This window comes from Sphingorhabdus profundilacus (assembly GCF_009769755.1).
Taxonomy (GTDB): domain Bacteria; phylum Pseudomonadota; class Alphaproteobacteria; order Sphingomonadales; family Sphingomonadaceae; genus Sphingorhabdus_B; species Sphingorhabdus_B profundilacus.
Genome location: NZ_SDWJ01000001.1, coordinates 978,920 through 1,000,225, shown reverse-complemented (window position 1 = coordinate 1,000,225; position 21,306 = coordinate 978,920). Strand labels below are relative to the sequence as shown.

General features: G+C 53.7%; 20 protein-coding genes and 1 pseudogene. 12 read left to right on the top strand and 9 right to left on the bottom strand.

Annotation, left to right across the window (positions count from 1 at the left end; all coding sequences use genetic code 11):
* Window positions 1-24 precede the first annotated feature (24 nt).
* A complete protein-coding gene (locus EUU23_RS04575; protein ID WP_160352903.1) occupies window positions 25-1,233 on the bottom strand; it encodes a saccharopine dehydrogenase family protein in 1,209 nt (402 codons plus the stop codon).
* A 53-nt stretch (window positions 1,234-1,286) separates the two neighbouring features.
* Here EUU23_RS04575 and EUU23_RS04570 point away from each other — a divergent pair, with 53 nt between their 5' ends.
* The gene (locus tag EUU23_RS04570; RefSeq protein ID WP_160352902.1) at window positions 1,287-2,264 is read left to right on the top strand and encodes a threonine ammonia-lyase; all 978 of its coding nucleotides are present in this window, start codon (window positions 1,287-1,289) and stop codon (window positions 2,262-2,264) included.
* On the opposite strand, the gene hemA is transcribed toward EUU23_RS04570, so the two are convergent.
* Together hemA and murI are read right to left on the bottom strand one after the other, a co-directional pair.
* Window positions 2,261-3,481, bottom strand: coding sequence for a 5-aminolevulinate synthase (gene hemA, locus EUU23_RS04565; RefSeq protein ID WP_160352901.1), 1,221 nt, complete (start codon window positions 3,479-3,481; stop codon window positions 2,261-2,263). The two genes, EUU23_RS04570 and hemA, sit on opposite strands and share 4 nt — an antisense overlap.
* Window positions 3,482-3,609: 128 nt before the next feature.
* Window positions 3,610-4,413, bottom strand: coding sequence for a glutamate racemase (gene murI / locus EUU23_RS04560; RefSeq protein WP_160352900.1), 804 nt, complete (start codon window positions 4,411-4,413; stop codon window positions 3,610-3,612).
* A gap of 101 nt (window positions 4,414-4,514) precedes the next feature.
* On the opposite strand from murI, the gene plsY reads away from it, so the two are divergent.
* The 3 genes from plsY to topA all read left to right on the top strand — a co-directional run bounded on the left by plsY (window position 4,515) and on the right by topA (window position 8,839).
* On the top strand, window positions 4,515-5,114 hold the full coding sequence (plsY, locus tag EUU23_RS04555) for a glycerol-3-phosphate 1-O-acyltransferase PlsY (protein WP_160352899.1): 600 nt from the start codon (window positions 4,515-4,517) through the stop codon (window positions 5,112-5,114).
* A 9-nt stretch (window positions 5,115-5,123) separates the two neighbouring features.
* Entirely contained in the window at window positions 5,124-6,215 is a 1,092-nt protein-coding gene (gene dprA, locus EUU23_RS04550; protein ID WP_160352898.1) for a DNA-processing protein DprA, read from the top strand.
* Between the two features lie 80 nt (window positions 6,216-6,295).
* The gene (gene topA / locus EUU23_RS04545) at window positions 6,296-8,839 is read left to right on the top strand and encodes a type I DNA topoisomerase (RefSeq protein ID WP_160352897.1); all 2,544 of its coding nucleotides are present in this window, start codon (window positions 6,296-6,298) and stop codon (window positions 8,837-8,839) included.
* Between the two features lie 19 nt (window positions 8,840-8,858).
* Here the strand turns inward: topA and era are convergent, their stop codons facing one another.
* From era to lepB, 3 genes are read right to left on the bottom strand one after another with little or no spacing between them, the layout of a single operon-like run.
* The gene (gene era / locus EUU23_RS04540) at window positions 8,859-9,752 is read right to left on the bottom strand and encodes a GTPase Era (protein ID WP_160352896.1); all 894 of its coding nucleotides are present in this window, start codon (window positions 9,750-9,752) and stop codon (window positions 8,859-8,861) included.
* Window positions 9,749-10,417, bottom strand: coding sequence for a ribonuclease III (gene rnc / locus EUU23_RS04535; protein ID WP_160352895.1), 669 nt, complete (start codon window positions 10,415-10,417; stop codon window positions 9,749-9,751). Before rnc ends, era begins: the two co-directional genes overlap by 4 nt.
* On the bottom strand, window positions 10,414-11,250 hold the full coding sequence (gene lepB / locus EUU23_RS04530; RefSeq protein WP_160353536.1) for a signal peptidase I: 837 nt from the start codon (window positions 11,248-11,250) through the stop codon (window positions 10,414-10,416). Before lepB ends, rnc begins: the two co-directional genes overlap by 4 nt.
* A 159-nt stretch (window positions 11,251-11,409) precedes the next feature.
* Between lepB and pgi the strand changes: the two genes are divergently transcribed.
* Entirely contained in the window at window positions 11,410-12,912 is a 1,503-nt protein-coding gene (gene pgi / locus EUU23_RS04525; RefSeq protein ID WP_160352894.1) for a glucose-6-phosphate isomerase, read from the top strand.
* 97 nt (window positions 12,913-13,009) lie between these two features.
* Window positions 13,010-14,356 (top strand): glutathione-disulfide reductase, encoded by a 1,347-nt coding sequence (gene gorA / locus EUU23_RS04520; RefSeq protein WP_160352893.1) that lies wholly within the window; start codon window positions 13,010-13,012, stop codon window positions 14,354-14,356.
* On the opposite strand, the gene EUU23_RS04515 is transcribed toward gorA, so the two are convergent.
* Genes EUU23_RS04515 through EUU23_RS04505 form a run of 3 tightly spaced genes read right to left on the bottom strand, consistent with a single transcriptional unit; the run spans window position 14,357 to window position 17,361 of the window.
* Entirely contained in the window at window positions 14,357-14,977 is a 621-nt protein-coding gene (locus tag EUU23_RS04515) for a glutathione S-transferase (RefSeq protein ID WP_281346870.1), read from the bottom strand.
* Between the two features lie 11 nt (window positions 14,978-14,988).
* On the bottom strand, window positions 14,989-15,927 hold the full coding sequence (gene trhO, locus EUU23_RS04510; protein ID WP_160352892.1) for an oxygen-dependent tRNA uridine(34) hydroxylase TrhO: 939 nt from the start codon (window positions 15,925-15,927) through the stop codon (window positions 14,989-14,991).
* 27 nt (window positions 15,928-15,954) lie between these two features.
* A complete protein-coding gene (locus EUU23_RS04505) occupies window positions 15,955-17,361 on the bottom strand; it encodes a helix-turn-helix domain-containing protein (RefSeq protein ID WP_160352891.1) in 1,407 nt (468 codons plus the stop codon).
* Window positions 17,362-17,498: 137 nt separating this feature from the next.
* On the opposite strand from EUU23_RS04505, the gene EUU23_RS04500 reads away from it, so the two are divergent.
* The 6 genes and pseudogenes from EUU23_RS04500 to EUU23_RS04475 all read left to right on the top strand — a co-directional run bounded on the left by EUU23_RS04500 (window position 17,499) and on the right by EUU23_RS04475 (window position 21,296).
* Window positions 17,499-19,025: an acyl-CoA carboxylase subunit beta gene (locus EUU23_RS04500; protein ID WP_160353534.1), complete on the top strand. Its 1,527-nt coding sequence runs from the start codon at window positions 17,499-17,501 to the stop codon at window positions 19,023-19,025.
* Window positions 19,026-19,276: 251 nt separating this feature from the next.
* Window positions 19,277-19,375: pseudogene (locus EUU23_RS04495) on the top strand (methylmalonyl-CoA epimerase); the annotation flags it as partial.
* Window positions 19,376-19,417: 42 nt separating this feature from the next.
* A complete protein-coding gene (locus tag EUU23_RS04490) occupies window positions 19,418-19,708 on the top strand; it encodes a hypothetical protein (RefSeq protein WP_160352890.1) in 291 nt (96 codons plus the stop codon).
* On the top strand, window positions 19,708-19,926 hold the full coding sequence (locus tag EUU23_RS04485; protein WP_160352889.1) for a hypothetical protein: 219 nt from the start codon (window positions 19,708-19,710) through the stop codon (window positions 19,924-19,926). Before EUU23_RS04490 ends, EUU23_RS04485 begins: the two co-directional genes overlap by 1 nt.
* Window positions 19,927-19,930: 4 nt before the next feature.
* A complete protein-coding gene (mce, locus tag EUU23_RS04480; RefSeq protein WP_160353533.1) occupies window positions 19,931-20,377 on the top strand; it encodes a methylmalonyl-CoA epimerase in 447 nt (148 codons plus the stop codon).
* 136 nt (window positions 20,378-20,513) lie between these two features.
* Window positions 20,514-21,296: an enoyl-CoA hydratase-related protein gene (locus EUU23_RS04475; protein ID WP_160352888.1), complete on the top strand. Its 783-nt coding sequence runs from the start codon at window positions 20,514-20,516 to the stop codon at window positions 21,294-21,296.
* Window positions 21,297-21,306: the final 10 nt, after the last annotated feature.

Sequence of the window (21,306 nt, the reverse complement as noted above, 5' to 3'; positions counted from 1 at the left end):
CTGCACCTCTGCGAGAACCAGAAATCAAAAACCCAAAGGTCCGTCGAGTTCCTTCACCTGCCAAGGCAGGCCATGTGCGTTCAGCATGTCCATGAACGGATCGGGATCGAACTGCTCCATGTTCCAGACGCCAGCGCCCGACCACTTGCCCGTCACCAACATCGCTGCGCCGATCATCGCAGGAACTCCTGTCGTATAGCTGACGGCTTGGTTGCCGGTTTCGGCATAGGCGTCTTCATGGTCGCAGATATTGTAGATGTAGAGCGTCTTTTCTTTGCCATCCTTGCCAAGTCCGGTCGCGATGCAGCCGATATTGGTCTTGCCCTTGGTCGTCGGGCCAAGGCTCGCCGGTTCCGGTAAAACAGCCTTCAGGAACTGCAACGGAATGATTTCCCTGCCTTCATACATCACGGGATCAATTCGCGTCATGCCGACGGCCTGAAGCACATTGAGGTGCGTTATGTAAGCATCGCCAAAGGTCATCCAGAACCGTATGCGCTTGATCTCGGGCAAATGGGTTTTCAGGCTTTCGATTTCCTCATGATACATGAGGTACATGTTTTTGGGGCCAACCGCCTCAAAATCAAAGCTCTGCTTTACCGACATGGGCGGTGTTTCGACCCAATCACCATTTTCCCAATGCCGCGCCACGGCCGTAACTTCGCGGATGTTGATTTCCGGATTGAAATTGGTGGCAAAGGCCTGCCCGTGATCACCGCCATTGCAATCCAAAATGTCGAGCGTGTCGATCCGGTCGAAATGATGCTTTTTCAGATAGGTGGTGAAGACGCTGGTGACCCCGGGGTCGAAACCGGAACCAAGCAGCGCGGTCAAGCCAGCATCCTTGAAACGGTCCTGATATGCCCACTGCCAATGATATTCGAACTTGGCGACATCCAAAGGTTCATAATTGGCGGTGTCCATATAATGCACGCCAGCCGCAAGGCAGGCCTCCATGATATTGAGGTCTTGATACGGCAGGGCAAGGTTTACAACCAAGGCAGGCTTGATGCTGTTCAGCAGCGTGGTGGTTGCCGCGATGTCATCCGCATCCAATCCATAGGTATCGATGTCAACACCGGTGCGGGCCTTTACCGAATCCGCAATCGCATCGCACTTCGATTTGGTGCGGCTCGCAAGGCTGATATGGCTGAAAATTTCGGGGTTCATTGCCATCTTGTGGACAGCCACCGAACCAACGCCGCCTGCGCCAATAACCAACACCTTGCTCATTTGCCCGTTCCTTTTATCAGGGATTCGTTAGCGCACGCATATAGGGGTCTTTTATGACAGGACAAGAATTGCTCTCACCCGGCCGTAAACCAGACCATGCAGGAATAGTGCGCGCGGCGGCAAAGATTACCAAAATCCTGCCCCAAACTCCTTTATTGCCGTTGGAAATTGACGGCATAACATTGTGGTGCAAGGCAGAAATGCTGCAACCTGTCGGTGCATTTAAAATTCGAGGAGCCTGGCACCGGCTTACCGATTTGACGCGAGAGCAACAGGCGAGGGGGGTGGTCGGCGTTTCAAGTGGAAACCATGCCCAAGGTGTCGCGTGGGCGGCAAAGCGGCTTGGAATCGCCGCGACGATTGTCATGCCGTCCAATGCCCCCAAAACGAAACTCGACGCGACCCGGGCATATGGGGCAGACATCATTCTATATGATCGTGCAACCGAATCGCGGGATGAAATTGCTGCAGGGCTGATCGCAAAAAGCGGCGCTACATTAGTGCATGCCTATGGTGATCCATGGGTGATCGAAGGGCAAGGCAGCGCCGGTATAGAAATCATCGATCAGCTAAAAGACAGAGGGTTGGGCGGTCCAGACCAAATTGTGGCGTGTTGCGGTGGTGGAGGGCTTGCAGCGGGTCTTTCATTGGCCTGTCCCGATGCCGAAATGGTTATTGCCGAACCCGAAGGATGGGATGACGTCATAAGATCACTTGAGGCCGATGAAATTTTGCCTGTGCGTGACCTTGGTTATCCAACGAAGTGCGATGCGTTGCAAACCCCGCAAACCTACCCAATCAATTTTGAAGTGCTGCGGCATCGGGTGTCGAAAGGCGTTGCGGTATCAACATCCGAAGTGGCCGCGGCGATGCGGCTTGTATTTGAAAAACTGCATCTGGTCGTTGAACCGGGCGGCGCCGTCGCTTTGGCGGCGGTCATGTCGGGCAAGGTGACGGCAAAACCAATAACCGTCGTCACATTGTCAGGTGGCAATGTCGACCGCGATACTTATATTCAGATGGTAGGTTAAGCCGCTTGGGCGACGCGCAGTTCCAACCGCCCCCAGATTTCCACAAGCGCATCGGTCAATTCGCGCATCATATTTTCGTCATGATGCGGACCCGGCGTGAAACGCAGGCGTTCGGTGCCGCGCGGTACGGTTGGATAGTTGATCGGCTGCACATAAACGCCATATTCGGCCAGCAACGTGTCGCTGATCCTTTTGGCCTTGACCGGATCCCCCACCATCAGTGGCACAATGTGCGTATTGCTCATCATAACAGGCAGGCCAGCCTCTGCAAAAAGTGCCTTCAACATTGCCGCGTTGGCTTGTTGGGCATCGCGCTCTTCGCTCGACGATTTGAGATGTTTGACCGCCGCCAACACGCCAGCAACCAGCACCGGTGAAAGCGATGTTGTGAAGATAAAACCGGGTGCATAGCTGCGGATGACATCGACGATTTTTTGATCCGCGGCAATATATCCGCCCATCACGCCAAAGGCCTTGCCCAAGGTGCCCTCGATTATGGTTACCCGGTCTGCCACGCCGTCACGTTCGGTAATACCGCCACCGCGTGCGCCATACATACCAACCGCATGCACTTCGTCGCAATAGGTCAGCGCATTATATTTATCTGCCAGATCGCATACGGCCGCAATCGGCGCTACATCACCATCCATTGAATATACGCTTTCAAAAGCAATCAATTTCGGTGCTTCGGGATCGTCGGCAGCCAGAAGCTCTTCAAGATGAGCTATGTCATTATGACGCCATACACGCTTTTCACATCCGGCATTGCGGATGCCGGCGATCATCGACGCATGATTGAGCTCGTCGGAATAAATGATACATCCGGGCAGAACCTTTGCCAGGGTCGACAAGGTGGCATCGTTCGATACATAGCCGGACGTAAACAGCAACGCCCCACCCTTGCCATGAAGATCGGCAAGTTCATGTTCCAGTTCGATATGATAATGCGTATTGCCACCAATGTTTCGGGTTCCACCCGAACCGGCGCCGACATCGTGTAAAGCCTCTTCCATCGCGGAAATAACTTTCGGATGCTGGCCCATGCACAGATAGTCATTGGAGCACCACACCGTAATCGGTTTTGGTCCATTATGCCCGGCAAAGCACCGCGCATTGGGATAGGCCCCTTTGTTTCGCAAAATGTCGATGAAAACGCGATAACGCCCCTCAGCGTGGAGACGGTCAATGGCCTTGTCAAAAACTGCATCGTAATTCACGGAACATACACCCCGATATGGACTGCCTCGGCAGCATTTAGTCGCCCTTAATCGCCGGAAACGGAAAAATCCAGCGCGAACGACTTGCAATAACCGTCGTTGCAATTGCCTCTATAGCCCGGAAGCGGTTAAAGTGATTTGATCTGGGTCAAACCGAATGTTGCGAGCGCAGGGCGCAAAGCGTTGATGTCCTGAACGTTCCCGGTCGTTACAAATATGCCGTCTGTTGGGGCAGGTGGCCAATTTTGTTCCGCAGTAAGATGGGATATGCGCCTGGCTATGCCTGCAGATCCATCAACAAAGCGAATCCCATTTGAAGCGGCGGCCAATTCGTCTTGAACCAATGGAAAATGGGTGCATCCCAAAACAACGACATCCAGACGGTCACCATCCGGGTGATTGGTCAGGCCGCGCATCGCATCTTGATACACTTGGGGGTCGACACATTCTGTCCTCAGCTTGGATTCAGCGGCATGCACCAGTTCAGGGGCGGCATGGCGCAACAAAGTCATGCCTGGCGCATGCGCCATTTGCAGTCTGTCGACATAGGCTTGCCTGATCGTTGCCGCAGTTCCCAATAAACCGATCACTCCGGTCTGCGTCATTTCCGCCGCAGGTTTGATCGCGGGAACCGTTCCGACCACGGGCACATCCAGCGCAGCGCGGACATGCGACAGGGCAATGGTGCAAGCGGTGTTGCAAGCAATAGCAATTAAGCGCGGACGATATCGTTCGACCAACCGGCCTAGCAGTGCAGGGACACGGGCCATAATCTCGGCCTCGCTCTTTGTTCCATAGGGCAATCCGGCATAGTCTGCCGCATAGACCAGAGGCGCGAATGGCAAGGATTGCCTGACTTCACGCAACACCGATAATCCGCCAATGCCAGAATCGAAAAATAGTAAAGGTGCGCTCGGATCGCTTGACGACATCGGGATCTGATATCGGTATGACCGGTTTTAGGCAAGTTAAGCTGACTTGAGAAGGCGGAACAAAACAGCTACGTAATACAGATAGTTAGAGGATTCGCCCCATGACCGCCATTTGGCCAAACATTATTCCGGCATTGTTTCTGGGCTATTTGCTCGGTTCAATCCCGTTCGGCCTGTTGCTGACAAAAGCGGCGGGCGGCGGTGACATTCGCCATATAGGTTCGGGCAATATCGGCGCGACAAATGTACTACGGACAGGACGCAAAGGATTGGCCGCACTAACCTTGCTGCTCGATTTGTTGAAGGGCCTGACCGCTGTTTGGTTGGCGCAGCGATTTCTGCCCGGTGCCATGGTATTTGCCGCAGCAGGGGCTTTTTTCGGGCATCTTTATCCGGTGTGGCTAAAATTCAAAGGCGGCAAGGGGGTCGCGACCTATGCCGGCATCTTGTTCGGACTGTTTTGGCAGATTGGTGTGGTTTATGCGATCACATGGGTCGGCGCATTGCTGATTTTCCGGATTTCGTCGGTTGGAGGGTTGCTCGCCGCAATAGTGGCGCCAATCGCAGCTGTTTATTTCCGGCAATTTGAACTTGTGCCGTTGCTTGGTGCCTGCTCGGGGATAATTTTCTGGAAACATCATGCGAATATCAAAAATTTGATCCACGGTACGGAACCGCGAATCGGGAAAAGTAAAGTCTGAGCCTGTAAAATGCCGTTTGGCCAGACCTCGTTTGATAAACTGCGCCTCATTCGTTCACCGAACATTGGTCCGGTCACCTATCGCCGGTTGATTGCGCGTTTCGGCAGCGCAAAGCAGGCTTTGGATGCGTTGCCGGATTTGGTAATAGGCGGCGGCGAGACCAAGGCGATACTGGCGAACCCCGCGATGATAGAACGTGAAATGACCGCCATCGCGGCATTACGCGCACGATATATCTTCATGGATGATGCCGATTATCCTGAATTGCTGTCCCATATTGATAATGCGCCGCCGGTCATCACCGTGCGTGGTGAAATCGGGTTGTTGGGTCGACCGACGGTCGCGATGGTCGGCGCACGCAATGCATCGGCCGGGGCCTGCAGATTTGCACGGACATTGGCGTTCGAATTAGGGCAGGCCGGAATCTCGGTGGTATCTGGACTGGCTCGCGGCATCGATACCGCCGCCCACATCGGGTCGATAGATAGCGGAACGGTGGCAGTGATCGCTGGCGGGATTGATGTGGTCTATCCGCCGGAGAACCAGGACCTTCAAAATGCCATTGCCGAGCGCGGGCTGCTGATTGCGGAACAACCGCCTGCGACCGAACCGCGTGCCCGGCACTTTCCATATCGCAACCGGATTATCGCCGGACTGGCCTTGGGAACGGTTGTGATTGAAGCCGCCCCGAAATCGGGGTCGCTCATCACGGCACGACTCGCCGCAGAATCGGGGCGGGAGGTTATGGCCATTCCAGGCTCCCCTCTCGACCCCCGTTCACACGGATGTAACCAGTTGATCCGCGAAGGCGCCACTTTGGTGCAAAATGCAGCTGATATATCTGAACTGATCCAACCGATTGACGCGCAAATGGTTCGCCGCCCATCAGGCAAGGTCCCTCCAACTTTTCCAGTTTCAGAAGAAACGGGCGCAGAACGACAGTCGGTTATCAACCTGATGGGGATGACCTATGTCTCGGTTGACGAACTTGTTCGCCAGTCAGGCTGCAATCAATCACTTGTTCAGATGGTTTTGCTGGAAATGGAACTGGCTGGAAAATTGGAACGCGGGGCAGGTGGAAAAGTGCGTCTGGCGGCATGAATTTTTTGGCTTGACGGCACACCATTAACCCCATCAGCCTATACGCGTACGCGAGAGATTTTAGAAAAGTTCATAATATCATGCAATTAGTCATCGTTGAATCACCTGCAAAAGCCAAGACAATCGAGAAGTATCTGGGGCCTGGCTACAAGGTACTCGCCTCCTATGGACATATTCGGGATCTTCCGCCGAAAGATGGTTCGGTTGACCCTGACAACGGCTTTGAAATGCTGTGGGACAATTATGCAGACAAGGCGAAGCAGTTAAAGGCTATCACCGACGAAGCCAAGAAAGCGGACGGCCTGATACTCGCAACCGACCCTGATCGTGAAGGGGAGGCTATTAGTTGGCATGTTCAGGAAGTGTTGGCGAAGAAAAAGGCGCTTCCAAAAAATGTCGGGCGGGTTACGTTTAACGCAATTACCAAGGCGGCGGTGACTGAGGCGATGGCGCGGCCGAGGGAGCTGGATATCGACTTGATCGATGCCTACCGTGCCCGGCGTGCGCTTGATTATCTGGTCGGATTTACCCTTTCACCGGTTTTGTGGAGAAAACTTCCCGGGGCAAAATCGGCGGGTCGTGTGCAATCCGTTGCGCTTCGTCTGATTGTTGAGCGTGACCGTGAAATCGAAGCATTTCGGCCGCAGGAATATTGGTCAGTCAAGGCCAATATGGAACATAAGGGGCAAAAATTCGAAGCAAGATTGACCCGCCATGTGGGTGTCAAGCTTGATAAAATGGACCTGAAAAGCGAACCACAGGCCGAAGCCGCGCGATTGGCCGTCGAGTCAGGAAATTTCTTGGTCGACAATGTTGAAACAAGACCGGTTACCCGTAATCCGCAACCCCCATTCACGACGTCAACCTTGCAGCAGGAAGCGGCACGCAAGCTCGGTTTTTCCGCCAGCCATACGATGAGAGTCGCGCAAGGGCTGTATGAAGACGGCGCCATAACCTATATGCGTACGGATGGTGTGCAAATGGACGGCAGCGCGATTTCAGCAGCTCGCAAAACTATCGCCGATCGGTTCGATAGTGGTTATTTACCTGAAAAACCACGCGTCTATCAAACCAAAGCGAAGAACGCACAAGAGGCGCACGAGGCCATTCGCCCGACCGATTTTTCAAAAGATAAAGCGGGATCGGGGGATCATGGACGGCTGTACGACCTCATATATAAACGCGCGATGGCGAGCCAGATGGCTTCGGCCAGAATGGAGCGCACAACAGTCGATCTGCTCGACGGCACGGGTCAAACCGGGTTGCGCGCAACTGGTCAGGTCATGAAATTTCCTGGATTTCTAGCCGTTTATGAAGAAGGGCTTGATGATAGCGAGGGCGAAGACAGTGCCATTCTGCCGCCCATGACCGCCGGAGATTCTCCTGCAAAACATGGAGTAGAAAAGACCCAGCATTTTACGCAACCCCCACCGCGATTTTCCGAAGCCACGTTGGTAAAGCGGTTAGAAGAGTTGGGTATTGGTCGACCTTCGACCTATGCCTCAACTATTCAGGTACTAAAAGATCGCGCCTATGTCCGGGTGGAAAAAAACCGTTTCTTTACTGAGGAATCAGGTCGGCTTTTAACAGCCTTTCTCGAACGTTATTTCGAACGCTACGTCGCATATGATTATACCGCGGGTCTGGAAGATCAGCTTGATGACATCAGCGGTGGCAGGGCGCAGTGGCAGGTATTTCTGGAGAGTTTTTGGCGTGATTTCAAACCAAAAACAGTTGAGGTCCTGGACTTAAAACCGTCCGACATAACGGCCGAGTTGGACAAATTTCTTTCCCCCTATCTTTTTCCTGAACTTGAAGACGGAAGCGATCCACGGCTTTGCCCCAAATGCGGCGAAGGCAAACTGGCTCTGCGCGGCGGCCGCTTTGGTGCTTTTGTGGCGTGTTCGAACTATCCTGATTGTAAATATACACGAAAATTTGCACAGCCGGGCGGTGAAAACGGGGAAGACACTGGTCCAGAAGTCCTTGGTGTGCACCCCGAAACCGAATTGGAAATAAGCCGAAAGTCGGGCCGATTTGGACCTTATGTTGAAATGGGCGAAGGCAAAGATGCCAAGCGTGCGTCCATACCTAAGGATATCCCATCCGAAGATTTTGGCCTCGAATGGGCGGTCAAGCTGCTGTCACTTCCGCGTATCGTAGGGGCGCACCCTGAAAGTGGAGAGCCGGTGACGGCCTCAATAGGACGCTATGGCCCCTATTTGATGCATGCAGGTAAATATGCGCGATTGACGACGACGACGGAGGTTTTTGAAACCGGTATGAACAGCGCCGTCGTCAAGCTAGCGGAGGCTGCGGCCAACCCCGGCCGTGGCCGCGGCGCGGCGCGGGCACCACTTAAAGAACTGGGTAAACATCCGCGGACCGAAGCGGAAATCAAGTTAATGGAAGGGCGCTTTGGTCCTTATGTCACCGATGGCGTAACCAATGCAACTTTGCCAAAATCAATAGCGCCCGATGCCCTGACTTTGGAGGAGGCCGCGCAACTGATAGATGCGCGTGCAGCCATGCCGTCAAAGGGAAAGGCAAAGAAAAAAGCCGCCCCCAAAAAAGCAGCGCCCAAGAAAAAGGCGCCAGCAAAAAAGGTGAAAAAGGCCGAATGATTGAACGGCGTTACAAGCGCTATTCCACCCATTCCAGCCCGATGTCGCGATAGATACTGCGATCTTCATCCCATTTTGCGTGGACTTTGACGTGAAGGTATAAATGCACCCGGACTCCCATTAACTTGGCGAGTTCGATACGAGCCGCTTCGCCGATTGTTTTTATACGAGTTCCGCCCTTGCCCAATATAATTGCCCTTTGTGTAGGGCGGGCAACCAAAATCTGCTGATGAATTTCCAGTGAACCATCATCGCGTTCGACATATTTTTCGGTTTCAACGGCGCTGGCATATGGCAATTCTTCGTGCAACTGCAAATAGAGTTGCTCGCGCGTGATTTCAGACGCGATCAAACGATCGGTGGCGTCCGAAACCTGATCCTCAGGGAAATGCCATTCGCCATCGGGCATCGTGTCGGCAAGGGCAGTTTTGAATTCTGCCAAGCCGTCTCCCGTCGCGGCGCTGATGAAATAAATCTGCTCAAATTCGCAAATCTCGGTAATTTTAGAGGTTAGAGATAACAACTTTTCCTTTGCTGCAATATCTACCTTGTTCAGCACCAACCATTTACGCTCCGGGCGATTTTTCAAACCTTCCAATATTTTTTCGACTTTAGGGCCTGCTCCCGCGCGTCCATCGACAATCAAGGCAATCAGGTCGGCATCACCGGCACCATCCCAAGCGGCGGCAACCATGGCCCGATCAAGCCGGCGTTGTGCGGCAAAGATTCCGGGCGTATCGACCAATATAATCTGGGTCTCCCCCTCCAGAGCAACACCCAGCATTCGCGTGCGAGTGGTTTGCGCCTTTGGGCTGACAATCGCTACTTTTTGGCCGACAAGGGCGTTCACCAATGTCGATTTACCTGCATTCGGTGCGCCGATGATGGCGACATGACCACATTTTTTGGTCATGCATAAGCCTCCAGAAAAGCGAGCGCTGCGGCGGTTTCTGCCGCTTGTTTGCTGTTTGCCGAGGCACTGATGGGGTCGAAACCTTTTACCGTGACAGTGATTTCAAAGCGCATGGCGTGGGGTGGGCCTTCCTTTTTGGTGATCTGATAGTCAGGAACCTTGCGGCCATTGGCGGCGCACCATTCCTGCAATGCTGATTTAGGATGTTTGGGTGCGCCGTTGGCGGTTTCGATTAAAGGGCCCCAAAGCCGTTCGATCAATATACGTGCGGTATCAAGGCCATGATCAAGGTAAAGGGCGCCGATTAAAGCTTCCATCGCGTCGCCCAGCACATTGTCGCTTTGCTGGGCACCGTCATCGCGTGCCTGCTTTCCCAATTTGATATAGGCAAATAACTCTATTTCGCGCGCTATTTCTGCACATGTAGTGCCTGAAACAAGTGCATTGAGCCGATGCGAAAGTCGTCCCTCAGCCTCCGATTCATAGCGCTCATACAGAATATCGGCGATAACAAGTCCCAGGATGCGATCACCCAGAAACTCTAGGCGCTGATAGTCTGGTTGTCCGGTACTACCATGTGTGAGCGCCCGTTGATATATTTCGACATCTTTCGGCCGGACGGGAAGCAGCTGAAATAGCCATTCTTCTTGAGAAATTTCGTTCAAAAGCCTTGCCCAATTCTTTCTGGACGCGCGGCGCTGAACCAGGTCCAGGGCAACAATAAGCGGGCGGACCCGTCGGTCGAAAAAACACTCACTAATGCCCGGCCGACCAGATATTCTTGAGGTACTATACCGATTGCCTTCCCATCTGCAGGAAAGCGGCTATCTGCGCTGCGATCACGATTGTCGCCCATCAGGAACAATTGGCCTTCACCGACAACAAACGCCTCGGTGTCATCCCCCGGCAAGCCAGAATCCAGATCAAGAATGTCGTAAGTCTTTCCGCCCGGTAATGTTTCTGTATAGCGCGGATATCGACACTGTGTTCCGCCCGCCTTGGCGCGCTCCTCAAAATCCGGGCGCCAGCATGGAAAGGGCGAGCCATCAAGCGCTGCGGCGTCCTTCATATTGTCTGATACAGGAATAACGAGATCGGCAATCCGCTCTTTTTTGACCGCCACACCGTTGATTTCCAAAATGCCACCTCGCATTTGAATGACGTCACCGGGCAACCCGATAACTCGTTTTATATAATCATCCTTCAACGTCGGCGGCGCTTTGAAAACAACGACATCGCCGCGTTCCGGCTGACTTGCAAAAATCCGACCCGGTATGATGGGTAGCGAGAACGGCATGCTGTACTTGGAGTATCCATAAGGCCATTTTGCAACCAATAGATAATCGCCAATCAGCAAGCGAGGCTGCATTGATTCAGAAGGTATGTTGAACGGCGACACAATGAAACTTCGCAAAATAAACACAAATAGAGCGAGTTTCAGCAAGAAAGCACCATAATCGCGCCATTCGGAGGACGACTTGCTGGACGACTGGTGCAAATTGGTTCCGGCGTTACCGGATTCAGACTGTTCGGTGGTTGATGTCACAAAAACTCGCAATTTAGCTGTCAATAGCTGACGGAATAACTGGCCTTCTAATAGCAAGCCGCGCTAATGGCCAGTACCGAGATTCTCACTACCAAATGATAGGGAAAGCGAATGACGAACAGCAATTGGACAGCGCTTGAACAGCATGAAGAACAAACGCTGATTGCCCTATTTGAGAGGGACGCAGACCGTGTTTCAAAGCTGACAGTTGAACTTGGCGGTATTCGTTTTGATCTTTCAAAAACGCATCTTGATGACGGATTGCTCTCGGATTTTTCGGCACTTGCAAATGATGCCGGACTCGGGGCGGCGAAAGAGGCGCTGTTTAGCGGCGCTATAGTGAACACCACCGAAGACCGTGCTGCTGAACATACAGCAGAACGCGGATCGGGAAATGCAGAAGCTGTCACCCATGCACGGGAATTGCAAAAGCGGATGCGTAGTTTGGTTGATGCCATAGATGTCGGGGCTTTTGGTGAAATCCGACATGTTCTTCATATAGGTATAGGTGGTTCGGCATTGGGACCCAAATTGTTGATGGACGCACTTGGCCGCGACGATGCCCGATATGATATAAAAGTCGTATCCAACGTTGATGGGGCGGCTTTGGCAGAGGCCACGCGGGACTTGGACCCGTTAAAAACCCTTGTTGCTGTGGCATCAAAAACCTTCACAACAACCGAGACTCTGTTGAACGCGACGAGCGCTATGGAATGGATGCAAAAAGGCGGTGTGGCAGATCCATATGCCCAATTCATAGCGCTGACTGCCTATCCGGAAAAAGCGATTGAATGGGGCATCGACGAGAGCCGCATTTTGCCCTTTAACGAAGCAGTCGGCGGGCGATATTCACTATGGTGTTCTATCGGATTTCCGGTCGCGCTTGGCCTGGGCTGGTCGGCATTTGAAGAAATGCTTGAAGGCGCTGCGACAATGGACAGGCATTTCAGGAACGCGCCCACACTCGAAAATGCGCCGACACTGGCGGCATTTGCAGATCTTTTTTATGCCCAGTGTAAGGGCAGTCAGACGCGCGCCGTGTTCGCCTATGACGAACGTTTGAGATTGCTGCCCGATTATCTTCAACAGCTTGAAATGGAATCTAACGGAAAGTCGGTTACGGCAAAAGGCGCCCCGCTTGGTCGCCACAGTTCGCCGGTTACATGGGGTGGTGTCGGTACCGATGCCCAACATGCGGTTTTCCAGCTGCTGCATCAGGGAACACACCTTATTCCCGTTGAGTTTATTGCAAGCAAGACGCCGGGTCATGATTTTGATGTCGCCCATCATGAAGCATTGCTCATCAACTGCTTTGCACAAGGTGCTGCGCTCATGTCGGGGCGCAATAGCGATGATCTGGCGCGCAATTATGTCGGCGACCGTCCGTCAACGACCATTTTGCTGGACGACGTGACCCCTGCTATTGTCGGCGCATTGATTGCCTTTTACGAACATCGCACCTTTGCCAATGCAACACTGCTTGGCATAAATCCATTTGACCAATTTGGCGTCGAGCTTGGAAAACAGATCGCCAAGGACATTGCGGAAAACGGACCTGTCGGCTTTGACCCGTCGACCACCGCGTTGATTGAGGCTGCACTGGGCGATATCTAGAAACCTTCATTTTGCTCGATTTTTGTAACGAACAAAATCACTTTGCGGAATGCGTGCTCATACCCACATTACCGGTACCATTTGAAAGAAATACCACATGTCCGATTATGATTTTGACCTGTTTGTAATAGGGGCTGGGTCCGGCGGTGTTCGTGCCGCACGAATTGCAGCATCGCATGGCGCGACCGTTGCCGTAGCCGAAGAATATCGCGTGGGTGGCACCTGTGTCATCCGGGGCTGCGTTCCGAAAAAACTGCTGGTTTATGGTTCGCATTTTGCTGAAGATCTGGCGGATGCAAAACGCTTTGGCTGGAACACAGATGGTGCACATTTTGACTGGTCAACCTTGCGCGACAACGTCGCTGCAGAGGTTGACCGGTTAGAAGGTCTATATGGCGAGATATTTGTCAGCAATGGGGTTGAGATATTTCATGAACGTGCGGTCGTAACTGGCCCTAACAATGTGCGGCTTGCCAATGGACGGGATATTTCCGCCAGATATATCTTGATTGCCACGGGCGCATGGCCGTCAATTCCTGATGTACCCGGTGCCGATTTAGGGATCACATCAAATGAAGTGTTTCATTTGCCGGAGCTACCCAAACGCGCCGTGATTGCAGGTGCTGGTTACATTGCCAATGAATTTGCCGGGATATTTAATGAGCTTGGCGTAGATGTCACACTGGTCACGCGCGGTGACAAGATGCTGCGGAGTTACGACCAGGAAATCGTCGAAAAACTGATAGGGATTAGCAGGGAAAAGGGCATTGATATACGGATGAACTTTCCGTTCAAAAGCGCGGTGAAACAGGGTGATGGCAGCATATTGATTGATGGCGGTGATGCAGGTATGGTGGAAACTGACCTGCTAATGTGGGCCATTGGCCGCAGCCCCAACAGCAATAACCTTGGACTGGAAACGGCTGGCGTGGCGCTGGACAATAATGGGGCCGTTATTGTCGGGAGTGACAATCGCACCAGCGTTCCAAGCATTTATGCAGTTGGCGATGTCACCAACAGAGTACAATTGACGCCCGTTGCTATTAGGGAAGGTCATGCCTTCGCCGATAGCGTCTTTGGCAATGCTCCGCGTACAATTGATTATAACTGCATTCCGACAGCCGTGTTTAGCAATCCACCAATTGCATCTGTGGGCATGACCGAGGAGCAAGCAAATGCCACCTTGTCGCAGGTCAAGGTATATCGCAGCGATTTCAGGGCAATGAAAAACGTTTTGGCGGGGCGTAACGAAAGGGCGCTTTATAAAATGATTGTGGATGGTTCCACCGACAAAGTCGTTGGTTTGCATCTCATTGGTCCTGAAAGCGGTGAAATTCTGCAAGCGGCTGCCATCGCCGTGAAGGCAGGACTGACTAAGCAAGCGTTTGATGATACGGTCGCGCTGCACCCCAGTATGTCTGAAGAGCTTGTTTTGATGAAATAACTAGGGGAAGTAAGTCAGAGGCGATGACGCATTCCACTGCGGGTAACGTCGCATCATGGTGTCAAAAAGCGTCGAGTTTACCAGCTCGCCCAGCCATTTTTTAATCCCGTCCAAGGGATGGCCGTCAAACCAGATTCTGTCGGTTGCGGCAAATTGCCGAATAAAAGGGAAAATCGCGATGTCGGTAAGGCTAGCAGTCCTGCCGCCCAGATAAGGCTTTTCCGATAATATCTGGTTCAGCCGCTGCACATGTACCAGTGCTTCTTCACGCGAGTCCAAGCCATCGGCAAGTCCAAAGCGGTGCGGATATTTGTAGCGGTCTAACGCTTGCTTGAAAGGGCCGTCATTGGCCGAAATCAGGTCTTCGTCAATAACGGAAAGCCAGCCTTCAGGGTCGTTTTGCGCCAATGCCCAGCGCATGATGTCAAGGCTTTCATCGATAATCTCGCCATCATTTTTAACCAGTACAGGCACGGTGGCTTTTGAAGATATCGCAAGCAATTCCGGCGGCTTGTCGCGCAGGACAACCTCGCGCAACTCGACGTTCATCCCGCTGACTGCCACGGCCATCCGCGCCCGCATGGCATAAGGGCATCTGCGAAAACTATACAGGATCGGCAAGGTCCCCAAGGTCAATCGCGGTGCAGTGTCGCGCCAATGTGCCGTTGCCCGCGCTTGCGCGCCAAGGCGATTTGCTTTTGGCGCTCGGCGAAACGACTGCGGTCTTCCTCGCTGCGTTCATGATAGCAGGCCGGACAGGATATGCCTTCTTTGAACAATGGCGACTGCTTGTCGTCATCCGAAATGGGGTGGCGGCACGCGCGGCATAATTGCTTGCTGCCCAATTCCAGACCGTGTTTCACCGAAACCCGGTCGTCAAAGACAAAGCATTCGCCCTGCCATTTGCTGTCTTGTTCCGATATAGTTTCAAGATAGCGCAAGATGCCGCCTTCAAGGTGGAAAACATCATCAATACCTTCCGCCTTCAGGAAAGCGGTCGATTTTTCGCAGCGTATGCCGCCAGTGCAGAACATCGCGAATTTGGTTTTTCCCTGAGATAGATTCTGGCGATTTTCGCGGAACCATTGGGGAAAATCGCGGAATGCCTTGGTCCTAGGATCAACCGCCCCTTCAAAAGTACCGATGGCCACCTCATAATCATTGCGTGTATCGATGAGCACGGTGTCAGGGTCCGAAATCAGCGCATTCCAGTCCTCCGGTTGCACATAGGTGCCGACTTCACGCTTCGGATCAATACCATCGACGCCCATCGTGACAATTTCGCGCTTTAGTCTGACTTTCAAACGGTAAAATGGCATAGCCAAAGCGTGCGAATATTTGACGTCAAGGTCGCCGCAACCGGGAAGAGACTTCAGATACGCGACCACATCATCAATGGCATCCGGGGACCCGGCTATGGTGCCATTTATCCCCTCATGCGCCAGCAAAATCGTACCCTTTATGCCCTGCAATTCGCACCGTTCCGCAATTTGCGGCTGATACTCGGACGGGTTTTCAAAATGTGCAAAGCGATAGAGCGCTGCAACTTTAATGGGATATTGCGTCGACATGTCGCGCCTATAGGCAAAGCAGGCTTTTCAGGCAATGCGGTACGGCACGACATCGCGGCGGTCAGGATCCACGATTATTGGTCGGTCGCTTGGCGGAAATGCCCGTTGGTCGCAATCCCCGCGCGGACAGATACGGCACGACGCGCCTATCGGGGTGGCTGCGTGCGGGGAAGTGAGATCCAATCCGTCGGCATAGATGAAATCCCGCGCATGTTCGATTTCGCAACCCAAGGCCACGGCATAGCGGCGGGGTGCGCGGGCATAGCTTCCCGATGGTTTTACCAGTCCCTTGGCCATCGAAACATAGCGCACGCCATCGGGCGTTTCGGCGAGCTGAACCAATATGCGGTCGGGTATTGCCACCGCTTCATGCACGATCCACAACGGGCAAGCGCCCCCAAAACGCGCAAATTGCAAACGGGTCGCACTGTGGCGTTTGGTAATGTTTCCGGCCATGTCCACGCGGCAGAAAAAGAAGGGCAGGCCGCGTGCACCCGACCGTTGCAATGTCGAAAGCCGATGGCAAGCTTGCTCAAAGCTGACTCCGAATACCTGTCGCAGCCGGTCAATGTCATGGCGCAGGCTGCGCGCTTCGAGCCGGAACTGGTTATAAGGCATCAGCAACGCCCCCGCCGCATAATTGGCAAGGCCGACAAACAACAATTGCCGCGAGGACGCACTGCGTAATCCGGCGGCTTCAACTATGGCGGATATATCGTCTAGCAAGGCAAGCGCGACCAATTGATGTGCAAGCTGAAACCTCTGGCTTTCGGCGGGTTGGCTCTGATCTATTACCAGATGGCCTGCCTCCTGATCGAATTGACGCAGGCCGGCATTGGCCGAATATATCAATGATATTGCCAATGCCTCACGCAAATAGCTCTCGATATTCTCGGCGGACGGGGAGATGGATTTGCCCATAAGGCGGGTCGCCAATTCTTCCGCCGCGCGGTCCAGTTGGTCGACATAATTGCCCGCCATATGGAACCAGTCGCGTACTTCTTCCCACGGCAGGCGGCTGCCACCTGCATTCTCGCTCGACAAGGCCTCATCGACAATCTGTAGCCGCTCTCCCGTTCGTCTATACGCCGAGTGGAGAGCAACAAATTGGTCAGCAAGGGCTGGTTGCTGTTCGGCAATTCGCGTCAGTTGATCGACCGACAGCGGCGTCGAAAACAAAGGATCGCTGGCTGCCTCACGCAGCGCAGCAAAGCGTCGCGTAGTTGTATCTTCCTCAAATTCTTGCCAATCCAGCGGGAAGTCACGTGACAATATTTCGATGAGAGTCGGCGTTAAGGGCCGGTCATCATGTTCCAATTGCGATAGATATGATACCGATATGCCGAGTAGCACCGCCATTTCGGACTGTTTCAAGCCCCGACCATCGCGTAAATTACGCAATTGCGATCCTGCAAAAATTCGCCGCTTTGCCAAGTTAAACCGCCGTTCCAAACAAACCTGATCTAATAGGACAGCTTAGTTTGCAAATTTTGACTTCGCAACTTTGCAAATTCACATTGGACATTGTGCGTTACCTGAAGCAAGAAAGCGCACTGGATTGGGGGGTTGCCATGTCGGCGAACGTTGCTGAACTTGAAAAAAGACGCGCTGCGTCGAAATTGGGCGGTGGTCAAAAGCGAATTGAGGCCCAGCACGCCAAGGGCCGTCTGACGGCGCGCGAGCGAATTGATATCCTGCTGGACGAAGGTTCGTTTGAAGAACTGGATGCTTATGTCGAGCATAATTGCACCGACTTTGGCATGGCCGAACAAAAGATCCCGGGCGACGGCGTGGTCACCGGCAGCGGCACGATCAACGGCCGTTTGGTCTATGTCTATAGTCAGGATTTTACTGTATTTGGCGGGTCGCTATCCGAAGCGCATGCGATGAAAATTTGCAAGGTGATGGACAACGCCATGAAGGTCGGCGCGCCGGTGATCGGCATGAACGATAGCGGCGGGGCGCGCATTCAAGAGGGCGTGGCAAGCCTTGGCGGCTATGCCGAGGTGTTCCAGCGCAATGTGCTCGCCAGCGGCGTTGTCCCGCAGATTTCGCTTATCATGGGGCCATGCGCGGGCGGGGCGGTTTACTCGCCTGCCATGACCGACTTCATCTTCATGGTGAAGGACAGCAGCTATATGTTCGTCACTGGCCCCGATGTGGTCAAAACCGTGACCAACGAGGTTGTGACGCAGGAAGAATTGGGCGGCGCAGTGTCGCACACGACCAAATCGGGCGTCGCCGACAATGCGTTCGAGAATGATATCGAGGCGTTGCTGTCGACCCGCGATTTCTTTGACTATCTGCCCGAGAATAACCGCATGGGTGTTCCGGAACGGCCCACGGATGACCCGTGGGACCGCATGGAGCCCAGCCTCGATACGCTGATTCCGCCGAGTGCTAACCAGCCTTATGATATGCACGAGCTGATCCGCAAAACGGTTGACGAAGGCGATTTCTTCGATGTGCAGCCGACCCACGCGGCAAACATCATCATCGGTTTCGGCCGTATCGAGGGCCGCACCGTCGGCATCGTCGCCAATCAGCCGATGGTGCTGGCGGGCGTGCTCGACATCAACAGCAGCCGCAAGGCCGCCCGCTTCGTCCGTTTCTGCGATGCGTTTGAAATCCCTATTGTGACCTTCGTTGATGTTCCAGGCTTTCTGCCCGGCACGGCCCAGGAATATGGCGGGATCATCAAGCATGGCGCAAAACTGCTCTTCGCCTATGCCGAGGCGACCGTGCCCAAGATCACCGTCATCACCCGCAAGGCCTATGGCGGCGCATACGACGTTATGGCGTCCAAGCATCTGCGCGGTGATTTGAACTACGCGTGGCCCACTGCCGAAATCGCAGTGATGGGCGCGAAGGGCGCGGTGGAAATCATCTTCCGCGGGCTTTCGGCGGAGGAGCAGGCCGTGAAGACTGCCGAATATGAAGACCGCTTCGCCAACCCCTTTGTGGCGGCTTCGAAGGGGTTCATTGATGAGGTGATCTACCCGCACTCAACGCGGCGGCGGATTGCCCTGGGGTTGCGGAAGCTGCGGAACAAGGCGTTGGAAAACCCTTGGAAGAAGCATGATAACATTCCACTGTGATAACTGGTATGCGGTCATTATTGGTCCCATACCTATTCTTCTCATTATTTATTCTGTTTTTGAAATTGCAAAAAATGGAAAAATGTCCGGAGGGAGTTCGGCTGACAATAACGCGTGGTATCTTGACGCAAAAAAACAGCCAAGGAGATATAGAATTCGGTTGGCAGCTTATGCCTTTTTATCTGGCGTGATATGCACATTGCTTTTTCAATATCTTAGATTTCAATGCTAAGGACAAAAGGGTTCTACTCATGAAACTAGGCCGTCTCAACCATATCGGCATCGCGACACCTTCCATCGCGGACAGCATCGTCTTTTACCTCGACGTGATGGGCGCTTGCATCAATCATCTCAAAACATTATAATGAGCTTATAATGTTAAGGAGTAAGCCATGCAAACCGAACGTGTAACCTATCTTACCAGCGCCGAACAAAAAGCAGCGCTTGAGGCTTTTGCCAAGGCTCGGGGCGAAAGCGTGGGCAATGTTCTGCGTGAAGCAACCGTGCGCTACATGGCTCAACCGACGGAGCCAAATGAGGAGGAGGAAGCACTCAAGCTTCTTGCGAAGGAATTAAATGAAGCCGCGCCGCGTATACAGGCGTCGCTTGACCGCACCCATGCCAAAATGGTCGCACTCCATGAAGAGATGGATGCCTTTTTCGCAGAAAAGGGCATCCGGTAATGAGTAGCATTGGCGATATCTTGTCCGGCGTGAAGAAGGTGCTGCTGCTGGAAGAATCGGTTGGGCGAATCGAGAAAAATTTCGAAACTCTAAGCGAGGATGTCCGTCGCACGCGGGACTATGCGGATAGCATTGATCGCCGGGTAGCGAGACTTGAGGGCTTTATCGAGGGCGCAACAGCTGCTTCGAGCCAACAAGCCCGTTTACCCAAGGATTAGAATGATGAAACTAGGCCGTCTCAACCATATCGGCGTCGCAACGCCCTCTATCGCAGATAGCATCGTCTTTTACCGCGATGTGATGGGTGCGACGAAAATTCATGCGCCGTTCGACCTGCCCGATCAGGGGGTGAAGGTCTGCTTTGTCGACACGCCCGGCGCGGACGGCGCATTGAACGGCACGCAGATCGAGCTGGTCGAGCCGCTGCCGGGCAATGCCTCCATCGCGGCGTTCCTTGAGAAGAACCCGGCGGGCGGGCAGCATCATGTCTGCTACGAAGTCCCCGATATCCACGTCGCCAAGGCCGAGTTCGAAAGCTTAGACAAGCGCGTATTGGGCGAACCGAGGATTGGCGCGCACGGGACGCTCATTTTCTTCGTGCACCCCAAGGACATGGGCGGTGTGCTGACCGAGATTATGGAGGTGCCGGCTGTACCGGGAGGGCACTAACCCAACAAAGCATCACGCCGTCACCCTGAACTTGTTTCAGGGTCCATCGTGCAACCGAGCCCCAAGGGGGTAGAGGCGAAATGGACCCTGAAACAAGTTCAGGGTGACAAGGAAAAATATGGGAGTGAGTACCAAAATGACCTACGAAACTATCCGCCTGGACATTGCGGATCAGATCGCCACGATCATGTTGAATCGACCGGAGCGGTTGAACGCCTGTTCGCTGCCTATGGCCGATGAAATTTCGGATGCGCTGGACCGTTTGGAAGACGCCCGTGTGCTGGTCATCACCGGCGCGGGTCGCGCCTTTTGTTCCGGCGCAGACCTAGCCGCGCGCAGCGACCGACCGGTCACTGGCGGGCAGGGCAGCTATATCGCGCTGACCGAGAAATATAATCCGATGATCGTCAAGTTGCTGCGTCTCAACATTCCGGTGATTACCGCGGTGAACGGACCGGCTGCAGGCGTCGGCTGTTCCATCGGGCTGGTTGGCGATTTCGTGTTGGCGGGCAAGAGCGGATATTTCCTGCAGGCTTTCGTCAATATCGGTCTGGTGCCAGATGGCGGTTCCACCTGGATGCTGCCGCGTCTCGTCGGCAAGGCACGCGCCACGCAGATGATGATGCTGGGGGAAAAGATTTTCGGCGAACAGGCCGAAGATTGGGGCCTCATTTATAAATGCGTGGCCGACGAAGCGCTTGCCGAAGAAACCAAGGCGCTCGCGACACGGCTCGCAACGGGGCCGACGCTGGCCTATGCCACAATGCGAAAGAACATATTGACCGCGCTCGAACATGGTCTCGCCGACACATTGCAGGCCGAAGCCGAGGGGCAGCGTATCGCAGGTTCCAGCGCAGATGCCCGCGAAGGTGGAATAGCATTTTTGCAGAAGCGGAAAGCGGAGTTTAAGGGGGCATAACCCCCTCTCC

Bases quoted from the DNA above. Each gene is read 5' to 3' on its own strand.
- EUU23_RS04575 (WP_160352903.1), bottom strand. From the start codon at position 1,233: ATGAGCAAGGTGTTGGTTATTGGCGCAGGCGGCGTTGGTTCGGTGGCT.
- EUU23_RS04570 (WP_160352902.1), top strand. From the start codon at position 1,287: ATGACAGGACAAGAATTGCTCTCACCCGGCCGTAAACCAGACCATGCA.
- murI (WP_160352900.1), bottom strand. From the start codon at position 4,413: ATGTCGTCAAGCGATCCGAGCGCACCTTTACTATTTTTCGATTCTGGC.
- plsY (WP_160352899.1), top strand. From the start codon at position 4,515: ATGACCGCCATTTGGCCAAACATTATTCCGGCATTGTTTCTGGGCTAT.
- dprA (WP_160352898.1), top strand. From the start codon at position 5,124: ATGCCGTTTGGCCAGACCTCGTTTGATAAACTGCGCCTCATTCGTTCA.
- topA (WP_160352897.1), top strand. From the start codon at position 6,296: ATGCAATTAGTCATCGTTGAATCACCTGCAAAAGCCAAGACAATCGAG.
- era (WP_160352896.1), bottom strand. From the start codon at position 9,752: ATGACCAAAAAATGTGGTCATGTCGCCATCATCGGCGCACCGAATGCA.
- pgi (WP_160352894.1), top strand. From the start codon at position 11,410: ATGACGAACAGCAATTGGACAGCGCTTGAACAGCATGAAGAACAAACG.
- gorA (WP_160352893.1), top strand. From the start codon at position 13,010: ATGTCCGATTATGATTTTGACCTGTTTGTAATAGGGGCTGGGTCCGGC.
- trhO (WP_160352892.1), bottom strand. From the start codon at position 15,927: ATGTCGACGCAATATCCCATTAAAGTTGCAGCGCTCTATCGCTTTGCA.
- EUU23_RS04500 (WP_160353534.1), top strand. From the start codon at position 17,499: ATGTCGGCGAACGTTGCTGAACTTGAAAAAAGACGCGCTGCGTCGAAA.
- EUU23_RS04490 (WP_160352890.1), top strand. From the start codon at position 19,418: ATGCAAACCGAACGTGTAACCTATCTTACCAGCGCCGAACAAAAAGCA.
- EUU23_RS04485 (WP_160352889.1), top strand. From the start codon at position 19,708: ATGAGTAGCATTGGCGATATCTTGTCCGGCGTGAAGAAGGTGCTGCTG.
- mce (WP_160353533.1), top strand. From the start codon at position 19,931: ATGAAACTAGGCCGTCTCAACCATATCGGCGTCGCAACGCCCTCTATC.
- EUU23_RS04475 (WP_160352888.1), top strand. From the start codon at position 20,514: ATGACCTACGAAACTATCCGCCTGGACATTGCGGATCAGATCGCCACG.